13 protein-coding genes are annotated in these 15632 nt (G+C 47.3%); 4 read left to right on the forward strand and 9 right to left on the reverse strand.

The annotated features are described in order from the left end of the window. Window positions 1–32: 32 nt before the first annotated feature. From K7P01_RS19440 to K7P01_RS19455, 4 genes are all read right to left on the reverse strand, one after another. On the reverse strand, window positions 33–686 hold the full coding sequence (locus tag K7P01_RS19440) for a thioredoxin domain-containing protein (RefSeq protein WP_267296139.1): 654 nt from the start codon (window positions 684–686) through the stop codon (window positions 33–35). Beyond that, window positions 687–1694, reverse strand: a complete 1008-nt coding sequence (locus K7P01_RS19445) for an amidohydrolase family protein (RefSeq protein WP_267296141.1) — start codon at window positions 1692–1694, stop codon at window positions 687–689. A gap of 38 nt (window positions 1695–1732) precedes the next feature. Beyond that, window positions 1733–2620, reverse strand: coding sequence for a PorT family protein (locus K7P01_RS19450; RefSeq protein ID WP_267296143.1), 888 nt, complete (start codon window positions 2618–2620; stop codon window positions 1733–1735). 769 nt (window positions 2621–3389) lie between these two features. Continuing rightward, window positions 3390–3716, reverse strand: coding sequence for a winged helix-turn-helix transcriptional regulator (locus K7P01_RS19455; RefSeq protein ID WP_267296145.1), 327 nt, complete (start codon window positions 3714–3716; stop codon window positions 3390–3392). 109 nt (window positions 3717–3825) lie between these two features. Here K7P01_RS19455 and K7P01_RS19460 point away from each other — a divergent pair, with 109 nt between their 5' ends. Continuing rightward, window positions 3826–4593: an SDR family oxidoreductase gene (locus K7P01_RS19460; RefSeq protein ID WP_267296147.1), complete on the forward strand. Its 768-nt coding sequence runs from the start codon at window positions 3826–3828 to the stop codon at window positions 4591–4593. Window positions 4594–4750: 157 nt separating this feature from the next. On the opposite strand, the gene K7P01_RS19465 is transcribed toward K7P01_RS19460, so the two are convergent. After that, window positions 4751–5452, reverse strand: coding sequence for a hypothetical protein (locus K7P01_RS19465; protein WP_267296149.1), 702 nt, complete (start codon window positions 5450–5452; stop codon window positions 4751–4753). Between the two features lie 197 nt (window positions 5453–5649). Beyond that, window positions 5650–6354 (reverse strand): hypothetical protein, encoded by a 705-nt coding sequence (locus tag K7P01_RS19470; RefSeq protein ID WP_267296151.1) that lies wholly within the window; start codon window positions 6352–6354, stop codon window positions 5650–5652. 847 nt (window positions 6355–7201) lie between these two features. Between K7P01_RS19470 and K7P01_RS19475 the strand changes: the two genes are divergently transcribed. Continuing rightward, entirely contained in the window at window positions 7202–7810 is a 609-nt protein-coding gene (locus K7P01_RS19475; protein ID WP_267296153.1) for a hypothetical protein, read from the forward strand. A gap of 227 nt (window positions 7811–8037) precedes the next feature. Here K7P01_RS19475 and K7P01_RS19480 read toward each other — a convergent pair whose 3' ends face one another. Continuing rightward, window positions 8038–8955 carry a hypothetical protein gene (locus K7P01_RS19480; RefSeq protein ID WP_267296155.1) on the reverse strand — a complete coding sequence of 306 codons (918 nt, stop codon included), beginning with the start codon at window positions 8953–8955 and terminating at the stop codon, window positions 8038–8040. A 638-nt stretch (window positions 8956–9593) separates the two neighbouring features. Here K7P01_RS19480 and K7P01_RS19485 point away from each other — a divergent pair. Beyond that, window positions 9594–11525, forward strand: a complete 1932-nt coding sequence (locus K7P01_RS19485) for an LTA synthase family protein (RefSeq protein ID WP_267296157.1) — start codon at window positions 9594–9596, stop codon at window positions 11523–11525. A 102-nt stretch (window positions 11526–11627) separates the two neighbouring features. Continuing rightward, a complete protein-coding gene (locus K7P01_RS19490) occupies window positions 11628–13595 on the forward strand; it encodes an LTA synthase family protein (RefSeq protein WP_267296159.1) in 1968 nt (655 codons plus the stop codon). A gap of 54 nt (window positions 13596–13649) precedes the next feature. On the opposite strand, the gene K7P01_RS19495 is transcribed toward K7P01_RS19490, so the two are convergent. Beyond that, entirely contained in the window at window positions 13650–14357 is a 708-nt protein-coding gene (locus K7P01_RS19495) for a YebC/PmpR family DNA-binding transcriptional regulator (RefSeq protein WP_267296161.1), read from the reverse strand. Between the two features lie 68 nt (window positions 14358–14425). Beyond that, window positions 14426–15604 carry a glycosyltransferase family 2 protein gene (locus K7P01_RS19500; RefSeq protein WP_267296163.1) on the reverse strand — a complete coding sequence of 393 codons (1179 nt, stop codon included), beginning with the start codon at window positions 15602–15604 and terminating at the stop codon, window positions 14426–14428. Between the last annotated feature and the right edge of the window lie 28 nt (window positions 15605–15632).

Below are 15632 nucleotides of genomic sequence, written 5' to 3' on the forward strand. Positions count from 1 at the left end.
CCGAGTCGCGGCGCTGACAATTGTCAGCCCGGTTAGTTCTTAGGTTTTAGTTGCCCACGGATCAGCAGGTTGTACTCCTCGCAGGTCAGAATGCCCTGCTCGTTGCAATACACGCAGGTTTTGTACTCATCGCCAAAGGCTCCTTTTTTGATGGTGACGTGGTCGCCTTTGCACACGGGACAGATTACCTTGCCGGTAGGGCCGCAGTCGATGTCGTAGTCGGCAGAGAGTACTTCGGCCACGTTTTGGGAAGCCTTTGATTTCTCTTTGAGGTACTCTGCTTCGGCTTGCTTTTTCCACTGGATGGCATCCGAGGAATATTGTCCATTGGTGCCTTTCAACTGGATGTATTTATTTAACCAGTCAATGCTTTGTTTGTATTGGGCCTGGTAGAAGGAGTTCTTACCAAAATAGTAGGTCAGGTCGGAAGGGACGCTCTTGATATTCTCCAGCACATACCGGAATTTTTTATCCGCGGCAGCGTACTGGCCGTTGTCCATAAAATATACCCCTGAGTCCAGCTCGCGCATGAGCATGGCTTTTTTTGCTTGTTCCTGTTGCTGGATGTATTCCTGCTGCCGCATTTTGTCGGTGCTTTGGGCGCGCGTGGTGCTGGTGGTTGCCAGGAGCAGTAGCAGGAGGGTGGCCAGCGTTGTGACCGGGTGCTTGTCGAAGTATGCCGTCATTTAATCAAACCGTTCTTTTCGTATGTCCAGCCACCCGAGCGTGGCCCGGTGAAAGATGTCTTCTTTCACGTTTGTATCCAAATCCATTTTTTCAATAAAAGCGCCAATCTCCAGGTCGCCCAGCGGAAAAGGATAGTCCGATCCGAGGGTGATGCGCTGTGAGCCCTGCACTTTGAGCACGTATTCCAGCAGCAGCGGGTCGTGCGTAACGCTGTCTACCCAGAAGCGGCCCAGGTAGTCGCGCGGAGGCACCGCGTTGTCAATCGCCACCAGGTCGGGTCGGCAATCAAACCCATGCTGAATGCGGCCGATCGAGGTCAGGAACGATCCGCCGGCGTGGGCGAAATTAACGCGCAGCTGCGGAAGTCTTTCAAATACCCCGCCAAAGATCAGCGAGCATGCGGCCCGTGACGTCTCCGCCGGCATGCCTACCAGCCACGGCAGCCAATAGCGCTGCATGCTCTTTTCCCCCATCATCTCCCACGGATGAATCAGCACGGCCAGGTTGAGTCGCTGGCAGGCCTCGAAGATCGGGAAGAAGCGCTCCTCGTTGAGGTTCAGGTCGTTGACGTTCGAGCCGATCTGGATGCCGCACAGCCCCAGCTGTCGGCAGCGTTCCAGCTCGCCGATGGCCAGCTCGGTATCCTGCATAGGGATGGTGCCCAGGCCCAGATAGTTTTTGGGATAGGCCTGTATTAATCCGGCAATATGGTCGTTCAGGAACCGCGCGATGTCGAGGCCATCCTGTGGCCTGGCCCAATAGGCAAACATGACGGGTATGGTGCAGACCACTTGTACCTGGGTGCCGAACCGGGCGTATTCTTCGATGCGCAGTTGTGGGTTCCAGCAGTTTTCGCCGATCTCGCGGAAGAACCGGTTGCCGCGCATCATGCGCGCAAAACCGGGGCGGTGATGCTCCAGGTGAATAAAATCACCGTAGCCGAACTTGTTTGTCCAGCGGGGCAGTGTCTCGGGCAGGATGTGCGTGTGCGAGTCAATTTTTAGCATAGCAGGGGCGGCCTTCCGGTAAAGATAAAGAACCGGCGCTAACTGCGCGGCTTCTTCCTGCGAGGCCCTGGCCAGGGATTTTTGCCGTTTTTTCGCTTGGGTGTGCCCTTGGTTTGTTTGCGGCCGTTGTCGGCGTGTTGCGAAAGGGAAAAATAACGGGAGACGCCAATACCGACCAGCGCATAGGTGTCGTGGCGTCGCCCGGGCAGGTCATAGAGGGCCTCGTAACGATCCAGCTTGTCCAGATACGCCGGCGAGCGCGGATCCAGGATGCCGTAGTGGACGCGAACGTCTGCCGAAATGCGCCAGGCGTCGGATACATCCCAGTCTGCGCGAAAGCCGAGTAAGGCAAAGACCTGGTAGGAGCGGAAGTCGCGTTTTTGCAGCAGCGTGTAGTCGTCTACCGGGGGCGTGGCAACACCGTCATATTCAATCGAATAGTCGGAGGGGAGGAGGGGATATACTTGCGCGGGGAAGCGTAACCGCGTCGCATCGTGCTCGATCTTTTCGCTGCCGTCCAGCAGGAAGGCCCAGCTGCCGCCGCCTACGAGACTTAACCGGAAAAAGTCGAGATCTATCAAATGCAGGCGTACGGCAAGCGGAATGTTGAGATACTGCTGGTGCACTTTGCGCTTGCCTACGTAGCCGCCGGAGGTATTCACCACCTGAAAGTTCTGCCCGATGTTGACCAGGCCGGGGTTGATGAAAAATCCAAAGCCTTCGTAGTCAAGGGAGTAGTTAATGGAAATGGGGGCGAAGCGCAAATTGTGCATCGCGCTGTAGCGGGCGTCGCGGTCCATGCCGGTGTCCCAGGAATGGGTGGCGGTAATGCCGGTGAACAGGCCCAGGGAAACGGTCTGATCCTGTGCGAAAAGTGCACTGACGGGGGAAGACAGGCAAAAAATAAAGAGGTAAAGTCGGGTCATTGGCGCTGTCTTCGAGACGGTGCAATAGAGGTCGTAAAGTTATAAATTTATGGCTGAAGTGCCATACCCCCGGGCGACGTAGTAGGCAGGATGCTGTATCGGGCTCCATCCCGAGACCAGTGATAGATGTAATACTTTTAGTGATGGGTGTACGTATGTTCTGCGGGAGTATTGGCATCTTTAAATCGAGGTTCCAGGAGAGTTGCCACTTCACACCTGGAAATTCGTCATATCATGAATACCGAAAAAATCGACGAAACCTGGCGTTTACAGAAAGCTAAAATGATGATACAGTTTAATTACCTGCACGATGACGATTTTCATTATGACTATGGTAAGAAGGACTGCATGATAACCACGCTGCGACAAAAGATCGGTAAATCGAGAGAGGATTTTGATGCTTACCTTTTAACGCTGATAACTCCCTCCCGGAATCTAAATCGTACAGAATAAGACCTTTGTGCGTAAGCATCTAAATTAACGACCGTCTTTAAGCAAACGAACTTGAAATTCATTCGCTTCGTTTTCTGTCGATATATTTCGGCATCTATACAAAGAGCATTACGCTAGTCATCAGTTGTTATTCAGAGGTATTCATGAGTATTCTCCCACTTATCCCTGCATCTTTCTGAAAGTCTACGGATTTCAAGGCAACTGTTAAATTTCTACCCACGTTTTTAAGCCTCTTTCTCCGGGCCTCCTTCCAAATTGAATCGATTGTTGCAGCAACCTGGCAGTCGCCGCCATCGTGGGATTTTAATGCGTATAATCAGCCAACATATTCAAGCCCCCACTTATACAATTCATTAATACTTGGCTCTAACTTTTCCCCTTTTGTAGTAAGCGTATATTCTACCGTAGGCGGCACGGTTGCAAAAATTTTTCTACTGACAATTCCATTGGCTTCCATGTTTTTTAATTCTTTGACCAACATTCGGGTATTGATGTTAGGGATAAGTCGCTCTAATTCGCTGAAACGCTTTTTGCCGTTAAATAGAGCATAGATAATTGACATGGACCATTTGCCACCGATCACACCCAGAATTTCCTGGAGCGCGCATTTTTCTTCACATTTTTTTATGCCGTTATCCTTCATATATGGTTCATTTTGCCAATACTTTACTTTGTGTTACTACTTTACATTGGTGTAACCACTTTCAAAAGTAAAGTATTGGGTTTTGCTTTGCAACTCAAATAGAAACACCATGAAAAATTCATTGAAGGGACAAGTTGCCTTGGTAACAGGAGGAACGAAAGGAATTGGCAAAGCGATTGCCGATAAATTGGGTAGTGCAGGTGCTCAGGTTGTAGTAACGGCTCGGACTGCGCCAAAAGAAGGCAAATATCATTTCATTGCAGCGGACCTTTTCCAACCGGAAAGTGCAGATGCGATTGCTAAAGAGATTTTAGAGAAGTACGGTAGTGTAGATATTATCGTCAATAATGCAGGTGCTAATTTAAGTCCTGGCGGTGGTTTCAATACACTTGCCGACGAGCATTGGTTTAATGATTGGCAATTGAATTTCATGTCGGTCGTGCGCATCAATAAAGCCTTATTGCCTGCCATGATCAAGCAAAAAAGCGGTGTGATCATTAACATTTCAACAGGGGCCGCCAAACAACCTATCTGGCAAATGACCATGTCTTATTCTTCTGCCAAAGCAGCATTGAATGCATACAGCAAGGCGTTGGCGAATGAGCTGGGGCCGGTAGGAATACGCGTAAATGTGGTTTCACCAGGTGTCGTTAAAACACCGTTAATGCTTGAGTTTATTGAGAACTTGGCGAAGTCGTCAGCCAGTACTGCAGAGGAAGCTTTCAACGCTGTGATGGATAAGGTGGGTGTGCCCATGGGCAGAATGGCTGAGCCCGAAGAAATTGCCAACCTGGTAGCATTTCTTGTTTCTACGGAAGCAAAATATATTACAGGCATTAATTACTCGGTCGACGGTGGTGCGAGCCCTACGGTCTGAAAAACAATGAACACGTTTGCCTATAGTGTATATCCGACCCTCCTCCGGCCGGTCACAAAAAAGCCTTCTGATTTTCGTAATTGGAAGGCTTTTTTTAAGTAGATCGGAGGGTGCTGCAGGCGTGCTCCAATCTGCAAATGCATACATTCGTAGACCTTTACTTTTTTTGTTGACTGAAAATATCAACGTAATCAGCAAGCTCAATCAGCGGTTTCAGTTCCGCTAGCTCACGTTGATCTGTAGGCATTGACTGAAAGTCATAGGCCCTGACTTTCATTACGCAATCATATTCCCCGAGTAAGTTATCAAGTAGCAGTAAGCAACCATAAGCAACATTACTTTTATTCTCTTCAGTTACATGATCAGCATAAACAATGACGTCAAGCGTGTTGCCTGAGACAATTGGATAGAATTTCATTTTACTTGGATCAAGAGTGTGGTCTTGCGATTTTAAGATCATACCCCTTACTTTTTCAATTGGCATGCGTTGACGGAACGCTAAAATTTTCCAACCATCTAATTTAGGCGCGTTATCGACTATTTTTTGTACTGTCGAAAAAAGATTGGCGTCTCCGTCAGCAGAAATTGTCATATTGATAATGCCATTCTGTGGCGGCTCCAACTCAACAGCAAGCCCCCCAGCAATTTTCCTGATTTTTGTCAATAGCTCGGTTAGGCATTTATCAGGGTCGTCTTGGAAATTGCGATATTTATTTTCGTTGTCAGCAAACCACTTCCAAAATATTTCAATTGAGTCTCCCTTTTTAAATAGTCCAAGCATATCCTTTTGTTTTTCAGCTTTTAATGTACAGTCAATTTGTACAAGAGATACAAGCAAAATCAGGATTGGCACTTTCATTTTTATTGTCGATTTATGTTTATAGCCCCCGTACCAGATGGCTGGTAACGTTTGGTGTACAGGACTTAGCTTTTCATTTTTAGCACCTTCCTTTTTTTGTACTCTGAGAAATACGCATTATTGTGGTTCACTGGCTTCGTAATTACCACTACCAAGTACGGTGTATAAAAGAGCATTCGGTTTGTCGTTTACATGTTTTACAGGCTGTTAAAGACTCCCTGGTACATTACCGGATAGGTAACTTCATACAGCCAATCATCTTCCGAAGTCATGATTCGTTTCGCAATGAGCACGTGATCCTGCAACTGCTCTTCCCTTAAAATTGTCAGTGCTTTTGCCTGTGCGGCGTCCCAGTTATTTACAGAAAAAAGCATATTGGCACCAGCACCCATATCTCCAGCCATCCACTCACCGAGGTATTCAGCCTGTAGCGATGCGTCAATTTTATCCTCCAAGCTCTGCCGTAGATTCAGGAAACCCAATGATTGCAGGTCATTCATAGCCGAATCAGGTACGACTTGAATAAACAGAATCGCTGGCGCCTCTACAAGGCGCGGTGCAAATCCCCTGATTTGATAAGCATCCGACAACGAGTCAAGTATCATTTTGTCGTACTTCAATTCGGTAGTGTTGTCCAGATGCTGGTATTCCAGGGCGTATTGGCCTCTGAATAACTGGCCATGTTGAATAAGAAGTTTCGACGAGTCTCTCAATACCCTTGTGAATTCGACGGTATCTCCGTTCATCTTATAAGACGAAGAAAGAATTGTTGTACCGTTATTGTCATGGAAGTTGGCTAATCGTTTCTCTTTCGGCGAGTAAGAACAGCTGAATAAGAAGAAAACCAAGCAACTACCGATCCAGGGACGGGACAAATCCACGAAGGCGTATGCAGCCGACATAAGTTTCTGTTTTTGTGCCCTAAATATAATCTGCCGCGACAGTATAACGTGCACCCAATATTCAGTATCACTAACTAAACAGAAATTATCGAACACAAAAAAGCCTGAGATCAATTAAGATTCCAGGCCTTTTGTTCTAAGTAGACCGGTGGATGCTGCATTCGTGCTTGCTGAGGCAAGATTTCTTAAAGATTGCTGAATTGAAAAAGTGACGATCTGTCATTCCGTCACAATCGAGGTTATCTCTTTAAAACACGGCTTGAAGAAGGGAAAAATCTTCTATTTTTACCTAGTGTAACGTAATCGTTGTGCGCAATTTCTTTTGGGTTAATTTCGATAAAAATCGCGAATTGCGAAGGAAGAAATGTATGGAAATGAAATATTCGTGAATATATCTTTCAAATATGAAATGTAGGAATGCAAAAGTTATCTTCGATCCCTTTGAATTTCTTCCTGGATATGGCGAAAATCGAATTTCGGTATCTTTTGACAAGGGCGACCTAATTGTCACTGTTTTTTATGATTCAGATGATAGCGAATCCCAAATTTCTCTTGTTTTCAAACACAGTTGCTTTCAAAGAATCACTAGTATGCCGGGAGCATCGGATACTGTAATTGAATATGAGGGATATGAGGCTATTTCGTCTCTTGTCGAGTTTCAATATTCAGATTTCAAAGATAGATGGGAGAAGCATTTCAATAACCTGTTTAAGCTTCGGCATTTTAAGATAATTTTCCTTAGTGATAATTCGGCTATCGAAGTTATTTGTGAGGATTTTATCTTGGATTCCTGAAGCGTTAGCGGTAATTTTTCGGACGAGTAAGGTGATACTGAAACCTATGGCTAATGGACAATAAAAAGATTGAGGAGATTTTCAACCAGACATTTCCAGGACTCGCATTGTTATACAGGGACGTTGAGTTATCGAACGATTTAATTTCTAAATATAAAGTTGGGCAAATTATCCACGAAAGGGGCTTCACAGATGCATCAAGATTTGGAGGTGGACCGACCGCGAGACTTAGATATTTAATTGCTTCGGCTTATGGACGAGACTTGTCTATGTTTGATCCAAATGCAGCAAAGTTCGGAATGATAATCATTTCTTCGGGAGCGTATTTTAAAGTGCTTGACGTTTATGAGAAGGATGGAAAAACGCAGATACTATTACTCAATATTCCAGAGACAGGGATAGAATTATTTTCGTCCACAACGACAAACGTAGAGCAACAAGTGATAGAAAAAGGACGACGGAGTTTTGACGAGGAAATTAATGCAGAACCTATAATGACGCTATCGACTGACGAATGGAAAGAAAGAACTCAATTTCCGATTGGAATGGATGACAAAGGAATTTTTTTTGATCTTCCAACGACCAACATGGAACAGAGTAAGCATCACCAGCCGACAAATGAAAAACCTAAATCCTTTTGGACGAAATTGTTTGGAGAATAAAACCTACCGCCAACAAATACATGATCAATGGCGGTTCGATTCGCCTCCGGTCGAACATAAAAAAGCCTTCTAATTTTCACACTTAGAAGGCTTTTTTAGTAGTAGACCGGTGGGTGCTGCATTCGTGCTTGCTGAGCCCTGATCTTCAAATTATTCAGAGACTGACTGGGTTGATAAAAGTAGGAAATCCAGCCATATTGCCAAAACCGATGTTAGCCGCTGGCATTCTATCTTTCTGCATTTCTTTTGGCTATGTATTTGTCATATGCTTCTTGTCCGTCAAAGCAATTCATCCCACGTTTAGTTACAAATTTTTCTTCAAGCCATTTTTTAAGTTTAGTTGTTATTATTTCGAATTGCTCAGACTTGTCCTTCACGTTTCCTTTATCAAGATATTGATTACAAAATTTAATGTAATAAAGAAGACCATAACCCAAAATTACAAAAGGAGCTGTCAGTTCTATTATTTCGTCCCTTCTCCAAATTCCCTCTTTTAAATATACTCCATTGCTATCCGTAAATTCTATATAATTTGACGTTTCAAGTTCATTGGCAGAAAAAAAGAAATTTAAGTATCTATGATTAACTGTTATAATTTGCATTGCTTTATCAAAAGAAACCCTTTCAAATCTCCTCTTATGTTCAGGGTGTTGTGAAAACCAACAGTAAACATTTAGCTTTAAATCATGGAAAATGAATTTCAAAAAGTCTTTCAAGTTGTCACCTGACCAATAACTTGTCAATTCTTGGAACTTATATTTAATGTTCGGCTTCTCGCAAAAAGTGATTGGATTTTCAATTAGTTCTTTTGTTGGCGAATAATCTATGTCAATTGAAATTGGTTTTGAAACCTTATTACAAACTGTGCAAGTTGTTAATATTTTCACTTCCCTGATGTCGTCCGTTCCTTGTCTTGGTATGTAATTAAATGTCACATAAAACCATTCATTTTTGCAACTACATTTTTTCTTTTTCGGATACTCGTTTTGTATCAGGTCATACCAATAATCTATACTATCAAGAACAAGATAGTTTTCATCGTTTTTAGTTGTCAAAAGTCCAACTCCATCGTCTTTAAGCAAACGAACTTGAAATTCATTTGCTCCGTTTTCTGTCGATATATTTTTAGTTACTTCTTGCTTCATGGTATCTTGTGTTGTGCCTGCTGTTAACGTTCGAATATAGGCAATCGGGAATATTCATCAAACCCGGTACCACCAAAGCAACGACGAAACGGAACTACAGAAGATGGTGCAGTGACACCAAAAAGCACTGACTATCAGAAGTAATCGCCATCATCAATTTCAAAAACAATGAGGGAAAAGGTCATATAGATTGACTTGCGTCGGGCTTTCGTTGCTCAGGTAAATGTAGGCGTAGCCTTCTTCGGGTACAGTAACTTTCAGGGGCCAAAAAACAAACGCGTCAATCTTGCGATATAGAGGATCTATTCGTAATCCACGGCGATCTGATCCCAGGCGGCGTCGAGGAAGTTGAAATTCTTATCGAACAGAAAGATAGTGACACTATGAGCGAAGTTCGATTCCCCTCCAGTCGGACACAAAAAAGCCTTCTAATTTTCACAATTAGAAGGCTTTTTAGTAGTAGACCGTACGGGAATCGAACCCGCGTTACCAGATGAAAATCTGGTGTCCTAACCTCCAGACGAACAGAGACACGATCCAAAAAATCTCCGGGACTCGAATCGCCTCCTTTTATCCAGATCTCCCGAAAAATGCCTAAATCGCAGGGTCATTTGCCCCGGTAACGCATGAACTTGAAGGTGAGAGAACTCCTGGTACGCACCAATATCTGGTGGGTGCTTTTTTTACGGCTTTTGTTGGCCATGTTTCTGTTTTCACTTTGCCGGGTGGGTTTTTACCTGTACAACCGCGACTACTTTGCGGACCTGACGGCCGGCACGTTCTTCGAGATCATGGTCGGAGGTGTTCGGTTTGACCTGACGGCGGTACTGTATACCAACCTGCTGGTGCTGGTGCTGATGATCGTGCCGTTGGAGATCCGTTTCCGGGCGGGGTATCAGGCCGTAGTGAGATGGTTATTCTTCGTTTTCAATGGCATTGCATTGGCTGCCAACGTATCGGACTTCATTTATTTCAAGTTTACGGGGCGGCGTACGACAGCCGACATTTTCCAGCAGTTTGAGCATGAGCAAAATATGGGCGGACTCCTGGGCCGCTTCCTGATTGACTACTGGCACGCTACCCTTTGGTGGATCGGACTGATTGTATTGATGGTGTGGCTGTATAACAAGACGCGCGTACAAGGGCCGTTGATGCGAAATAAGTGGCTGTTTTATATCTCCGGCCTGGCGGCGATGCTGGGCGTGGCGTATTTAACGATCGGCGGCATTCGTGGCGGCTTTCAGCACAGCACGCGGCCCATTACCCTGAACGACGCCGGCAAGTATGTGCGCGACCCCAAGGACGTGCCGCTGGTGCTGAATACCCCCTTTGCGTTGTACCGCACGTTGGGTAAGACAAAGATCAAGAAGGTGCACTACTTTGCCGACGAGGCTGCGCTGGATTCAGTCTTCTCGCCGGTGCGCCATGGGGCGGACTCCGGTGCCATGCGTAAGCTGAATGTGGTGGTGCTGGTATTGGAAAGCTTCTCAAAGGAATTTGTTGGTTTCTTTAACCACGACCGTGAGAACGGCACCTATAAAGGCTATACGCCTTTTCTGGATTCTTTGCTGCAACATAGCCGGTCGTATACATATTCGCTTGCCAGCGGGCGCAAATCCATCGATGCGTTGCCTTCGGTCATCGCCAGTGTCCCTTCGATGGGTGTGCCGTATGTGTTGTCGCCTTTTTCGGGTAATAAGATCAATAGCCTTGGTACGATTCTGCGCGGGGAGGGGTATCACAACTCCTTTTTCCATGGGGCGCCGAACGGCTCCATGGGCTTTCAGGCTTTTATGAACATTGCGGGCATCGAGCATTACTACGGCATGACCGAGTATGGCAACGATGCCGACTTTGACGGTTGGTGGGGAATCTGGGACGACAAGTTTTTACAATTTATGGCGCATACCCAGCGTGACTTTCACGAGCCCTTTTTCTCGGCGTTCTTCTCTGTATCGTCGCACCACCCCTTTAATGTGCCGGACGATTATAAAGGACGGTTTGCGGGCGGACCCGAGCCGATCCTGAAGTGTATTCAATATACCGATGAGTCGCTGCGCCAATACTTCCATACGGTATCGAAGTATCCCTGGTTTAAGAATACTTTGTTTGTGATTACGGCCGATCATACCTCATCCAACATTATGTTCGATGATAGCCGTACAGCCCGCGGGTTGTTTTCGATTCCGATCTTCTTTTACCGGCCTGACAATAGTCTGGTGGGGCTGGAACCGGGGCTGGTGCAACAGTCGGACATTATGCCGACGGTGTTGGGCTATCTGGGCTATCCGCACGATTATATTGCCTTTGGCCGGGATGTATTTCATTCGACGGATGAGGTTGCCTGGAATTATAAAGACGATGTGTACCAGCTTTACCAGGGTGATTATCTCATGCAGTTCGATGGCCGCCGGGCGCTTTCGTTATATAACTACAAGACCGATCGGATGCTGCAGGAGAATATCGTCAAACAATATCCGGACGTGGTGCAGGCGATGGAGAAGAAGATGCGCGCGATTATTCAGCAGTACAACAATCGCATGGTGGATAACAAGCTGATAATTAACTAAAAGCGTACTATCCTGGGAGTCTTGTGTTACGTAAAGATTTCCTATGTTACCTGTATTTTTCCGGAAAATGACTAAATCGCAGCGTCATTTGCCTGTTAACGTATGAATTTTAAGGTTAGACACCTTTTGGTGCGCACCAATATCCTGTGGGTGCTGATTTTACGGCTCTTGTTGGCCATGTTACTGTTTTCGCTCTGTCGCATCGGGTTTTACCTGTACAACCAGGATTATTTTGATGACATCACGCCGGGAGTCTTTATCGATATTATGGGCGGCGGCCTTCCGTTCGACGTGACCGCCGTTCTGTACACCAACATGTTGGTGCTGTTGCTCATGGTCGTGCCCCTGGAAATTCGTTTCCGGGCGGGCTACCAGGCTGTGGTGAAATGGATTTTTTTTATCTGCAACGGTGTCGCATTGGCGGCTAATGCATCAGACTTTATTTACTTCCGCTTTACCGGTCGGCGTACGACAGCCGATGTCTTTCAGCAGTTCGAGCATGAGCAAACCATGGGAAGGCTGGTGATCCGGTTTATGGGTGACTACTGGCATGCCACGTTGTGGTGGATCGGGCTGGTGGTGCTGATGGTCTGGCTCTACAACAAAACACGTGTGCAGGGACCGTTGATTCGGAACAAGTTGGTGTTTTATACCTCCGGCCTCGCGGCGCTATTACCGATAGCCTATCTAACGGTGTGCGGCATCCGTGGCGGCTTCGAGTACAGCGACCGGCCCATTACGCTGAGCGATGCGGGAAAATATGTGCACGATCCGAAGAATGTATCGTTGGTGCTTAATACGCCGTTTGCGTTATACCGTAGCGTGGGCAAGACCAAAATCAAAAAGGTACATTACTTCGCCGACGAGGCGGAGCTCAACGCTGTGTTCACGCCCGTGCGCCACGGGGTTGACTCGGGCGCTATGCGTAAGCTGAATGTGGTGGTGCTGGTGTTGGAAAGTTTCTCGCGGGAATTTGTCGGGTTCTACAACCGCGATCGGAATAACGGCACCTATAAAGGGTATACACCGTTTCTGGATTCGTTGCTGGAACACAGTCGTTCGTATCGGTATTCGCTGGCCAGCGGACGCAAGTCCATCGATGCGTTGCCATCGCTTATTGCGAGCGTGCCTTCGATGGGGATTCCCTACGTTTTATCCCCTTTCTCGGGTAACAAGATCAACAGCCTCGGCTCCACGCTCGGCGCGGAGGGTTATCACTGCTCGTTTTTTCACGGCGCACCCAATGGCTCCATGGGCTTTGAAGCGTTTATGAACATTGCGGGCATTCCGAATTACTACGGCATGACTGAATATGGTAATGATGCCGATTTCGACGGCTGGTGGGGGATCTGGGATGAGAAATTCATGCAGTTCATGGCGCATACGCAGCGCGATTTTCACGAGCCGTTCTTCAGTGCGTTCTTTTCGGTATCCTCGCACCACCCTTGCAATATACCGGAAGAATACAAGGAGCGCTTCAAGGGCGGGCCGGAGCCAATCCTGAAATGTATTCAGTATACCGATGAATCGCTGCGTCGCTATTTCCGCACGGTGTCTAAATATCCCTGGTTCAAGAACACGCTGTTTGTGATTTCAGCGGATCATACGTCGTCCGATGTCCTGTTTGATGACGGCCGTACGCCGCGTGGGGCGTTTACGATTCCCATCTTCTTTTACCGCCCCGACGACAGCCTGGTGGGGATGGAACCGGGGCTGGTGCAACAATCAGACGTCATGCCTACGGTGCTGAACTATCTCGGGTATCCGCATGATTATATAGCTTTTGGCCGGGACGTATTCCATTCAACGGATGAAGTTGCCTGGAACTATAAAGACAATGTATATCAGCTTTACCAGGGCGATTACCTGATGCAATTTGACGGACACCGGCCCATATCGTTGTATAATTTCAAGATCGATCGCCTACTGCGCGATAATATCCTCAAACAGCATCCGGATATCGTGCAGGCGATGGAAAAGAAGATATGCGCGATTATTCAGCAGTATAACAATCGCATGGTGGACAATAAATTGACGCTGTCAGCCGCTACAGCTACCGCCAAGCAATAAAAAAGCGTCGCCGGTGGGCAACGCTTTTAATATTGTTTGGGGATAAAAAGTCAGCTACGCCAGGTTATGATATACGTTTTGTACATCGTCGTCGGCTTCGAGCATTTCTACCAGTTTGAGTACTTCGTCCGTTTCTTCTTCACTGAGCTCTTTGGTTGTTGTCGGAATGTAGTGTAGCTCGGAGCTTTTTGCTTCAAGGTGTTTTGCTTCGAGGAACTTGGCCATGTGGCCGAACTCGGTGAACTTGGTGTAGATGGTGACTTCGTCTTCCTGCTGGTCGATGTCGTCGGCGCCGGCGTCGATCAGGTCGAGCTCAAGCTCATCTACGTTGATCTTGGCGGGATCGAATTTGAAGACGCCTTTGCGCTCGAACATAAAGCCTACCGAGCCGGAGTTACCCATGCTGCCATGGCCTTTGGAAAAGTGCAGGCGCACGTTGGCGACGGTGCGGGTGGGGTTGTCGGTGGCGCATTCCACCATGATCGGCACACCGTGTGGTGCGTATCCTTCGTAGGTTACTTCCTGGAAATCTTTTTCTTCTTTCGAAGAGGCACGTTTGATGGCTGCATCGACTTTTTCTTTGGGCATGTTCACACCCTTGGCGTTTTGCATCGCCATGCGGAGCTTCGGATTGTTCTCCGGAAGCGGACCACCATGCTTTACGGCAATGGCAATGTCTTTGCCGATACGGGTAAACGCTTTGGCCATCTTGTCAAAGCGGGCGAACATTTTATGTTTTCGTTTTTCGAATATACGTCCCATAGGTTCTAACGATTTAAGGGGTACAAAAATAATGAGTTTGCGGATGGATCAAAATGGAAAGATGCTGCTTATGCTTCCGCACGTTTCGCTTTTTCCCATACCACGGATTGCCGTCCGCGCAACAGGCGTACCAGGCCCGCATAAACCGAGAGGTTCATCACGACAAAATAATAGGGTACAAAAAAGCCCTTGATGCCAATCTTCCGGTCGCGCAGGGCATAACCCAAGGCGGCCAGCAGGTAGAATGCCACCTGGGCGACAAACATCATCTGGTAGAAGCCAATCCCTAGTATGGCCAGGTACAAGCTGCTGACCAGGATCAGTGGCAGGAAGAGCGGCGCCAAAGTCCAGCGCAAGACACGGTGTGATACGTATTGAAAGGTGAGGATGCCGTACCGGAAGGGGTTCAGGAGATAGGAGAGCTTATACATGGCCTGGAAGCCGCCGGCGGAGATTCGCACTTTGCGTTTCCATTCTTCGCCTACGGAGGCGGACGCTGTCTCGCTGGCGAAGGCGTCGGGCTCGTACGCGAAGCGGTAGCCGTTTGCGGCAATGCGCAGCGACAGGTAAAAGTCTTCGATCAGCATGTTCTCCGCGGGCTCTTCAAACAACTCGGTGCGAATGGAGAACAGCTCGCCCGCGGCTCCCACGATGGAGTAGACTTCGGCATCTTTCTTTTTCAGGAAAGATTCATATTTCCAGTAAAGGCCTTCGCCTGATCCGGAGGCATTGTCTTTGTCTTTGGAGAGAATACGTTTCTCACCGGCCACGCCGCCAACGGTCGGATCCTGGTAGTGGCGTACAATCAGCTTGAGCGCTTCGGGGTTCAGGGCGGTGTTAGCATCGCAAAACACGACGATAGGTGTTGAAACATGCTTCATGACACGGTTTACAGCGTGAATCTTTCCGCGGCGCTCTGGTGAGTGGAACACTTCAATCTCCGGAAAATTCCGGATTATTTCGGGGGTTCTGTCGTTCGAGCCATCGGTGACAAAAAAGAGCTTCAGTTTATTTTTGGGATAGTCCAGGGCGAGGGTATTGTGGATTTTATCGAGGATATAACCCTCTTCGTTATAGGCAGCCACCAGCAGCGTGACTACGGGTAACTCGCTATCAGTCTGTATAGTTACGGGAGAGGAGCGGCGCTTGAGCTTGCTCAAAATGTAAATAATCATGCCGTATCCTACATATGTATAGCCAACGGTCAACATGCCAAGCCAAAAAATCACGAGAAGCGTACGAATCATTGTTTTTAAAGCGATTAAACCACGAAAC

It is taken from the genome of Parachryseolinea silvisoli (assembly GCF_021190955.1).
Classification (GTDB): domain Bacteria; phylum Bacteroidota; class Bacteroidia; order Cytophagales; family Cyclobacteriaceae; genus Ohtaekwangia; species Ohtaekwangia silvisoli.

Coding starts and splice junctions, on each gene's coding strand:
- K7P01_RS19470 (WP_267296151.1), bottom strand. CDS start 6,354: ATGTCGGCTGCATACGCCTTCGTGGATTTGTCCCGTCCCTGGATCGGT.
- K7P01_RS19480 (WP_267296155.1), bottom strand. CDS start 8,955: ATGAAGCAAGAAGTAACTAAAAATATATCGACAGAAAACGGAGCAAAT.
- K7P01_RS19495 (WP_267296161.1), bottom strand. CDS start 14,357: ATGGGACGTATATTCGAAAAACGAAAACATAAAATGTTCGCCCGCTTT.
- K7P01_RS19450 (WP_267296143.1), bottom strand. CDS start 2,620: ATGACCCGACTTTACCTCTTTATTTTTTGCCTGTCTTCCCCCGTCAGT.
- K7P01_RS19445 (WP_267296141.1), bottom strand. CDS start 1,694: ATGCTAAAAATTGACTCGCACACGCACATCCTGCCCGAGACACTGCCC.
- K7P01_RS19490 (WP_267296159.1), top strand. CDS start 11,628: ATGAATTTTAAGGTTAGACACCTTTTGGTGCGCACCAATATCCTGTGG.
- K7P01_RS19455 (WP_267296145.1), bottom strand. CDS start 3,716: ATGAAGGATAACGGCATAAAAAAATGTGAAGAAAAATGCGCGCTCCAG.
- K7P01_RS19500 (WP_267296163.1), bottom strand. CDS start 15,604: ATGATTCGTACGCTTCTCGTGATTTTTTGGCTTGGCATGTTGACCGTT.
- K7P01_RS19460 (WP_267296147.1), top strand. CDS start 3,826: ATGAAAAATTCATTGAAGGGACAAGTTGCCTTGGTAACAGGAGGAACG.
- K7P01_RS19465 (WP_267296149.1), bottom strand. CDS start 5,452: ATGAAAGTGCCAATCCTGATTTTGCTTGTATCTCTTGTACAAATTGAC.
- K7P01_RS19440 (WP_267296139.1), bottom strand. CDS start 686: ATGACGGCATACTTCGACAAGCACCCGGTCACAACGCTGGCCACCCTC.
- K7P01_RS19475 (WP_267296153.1), top strand. CDS start 7,202: ATGGACAATAAAAAGATTGAGGAGATTTTCAACCAGACATTTCCAGGA.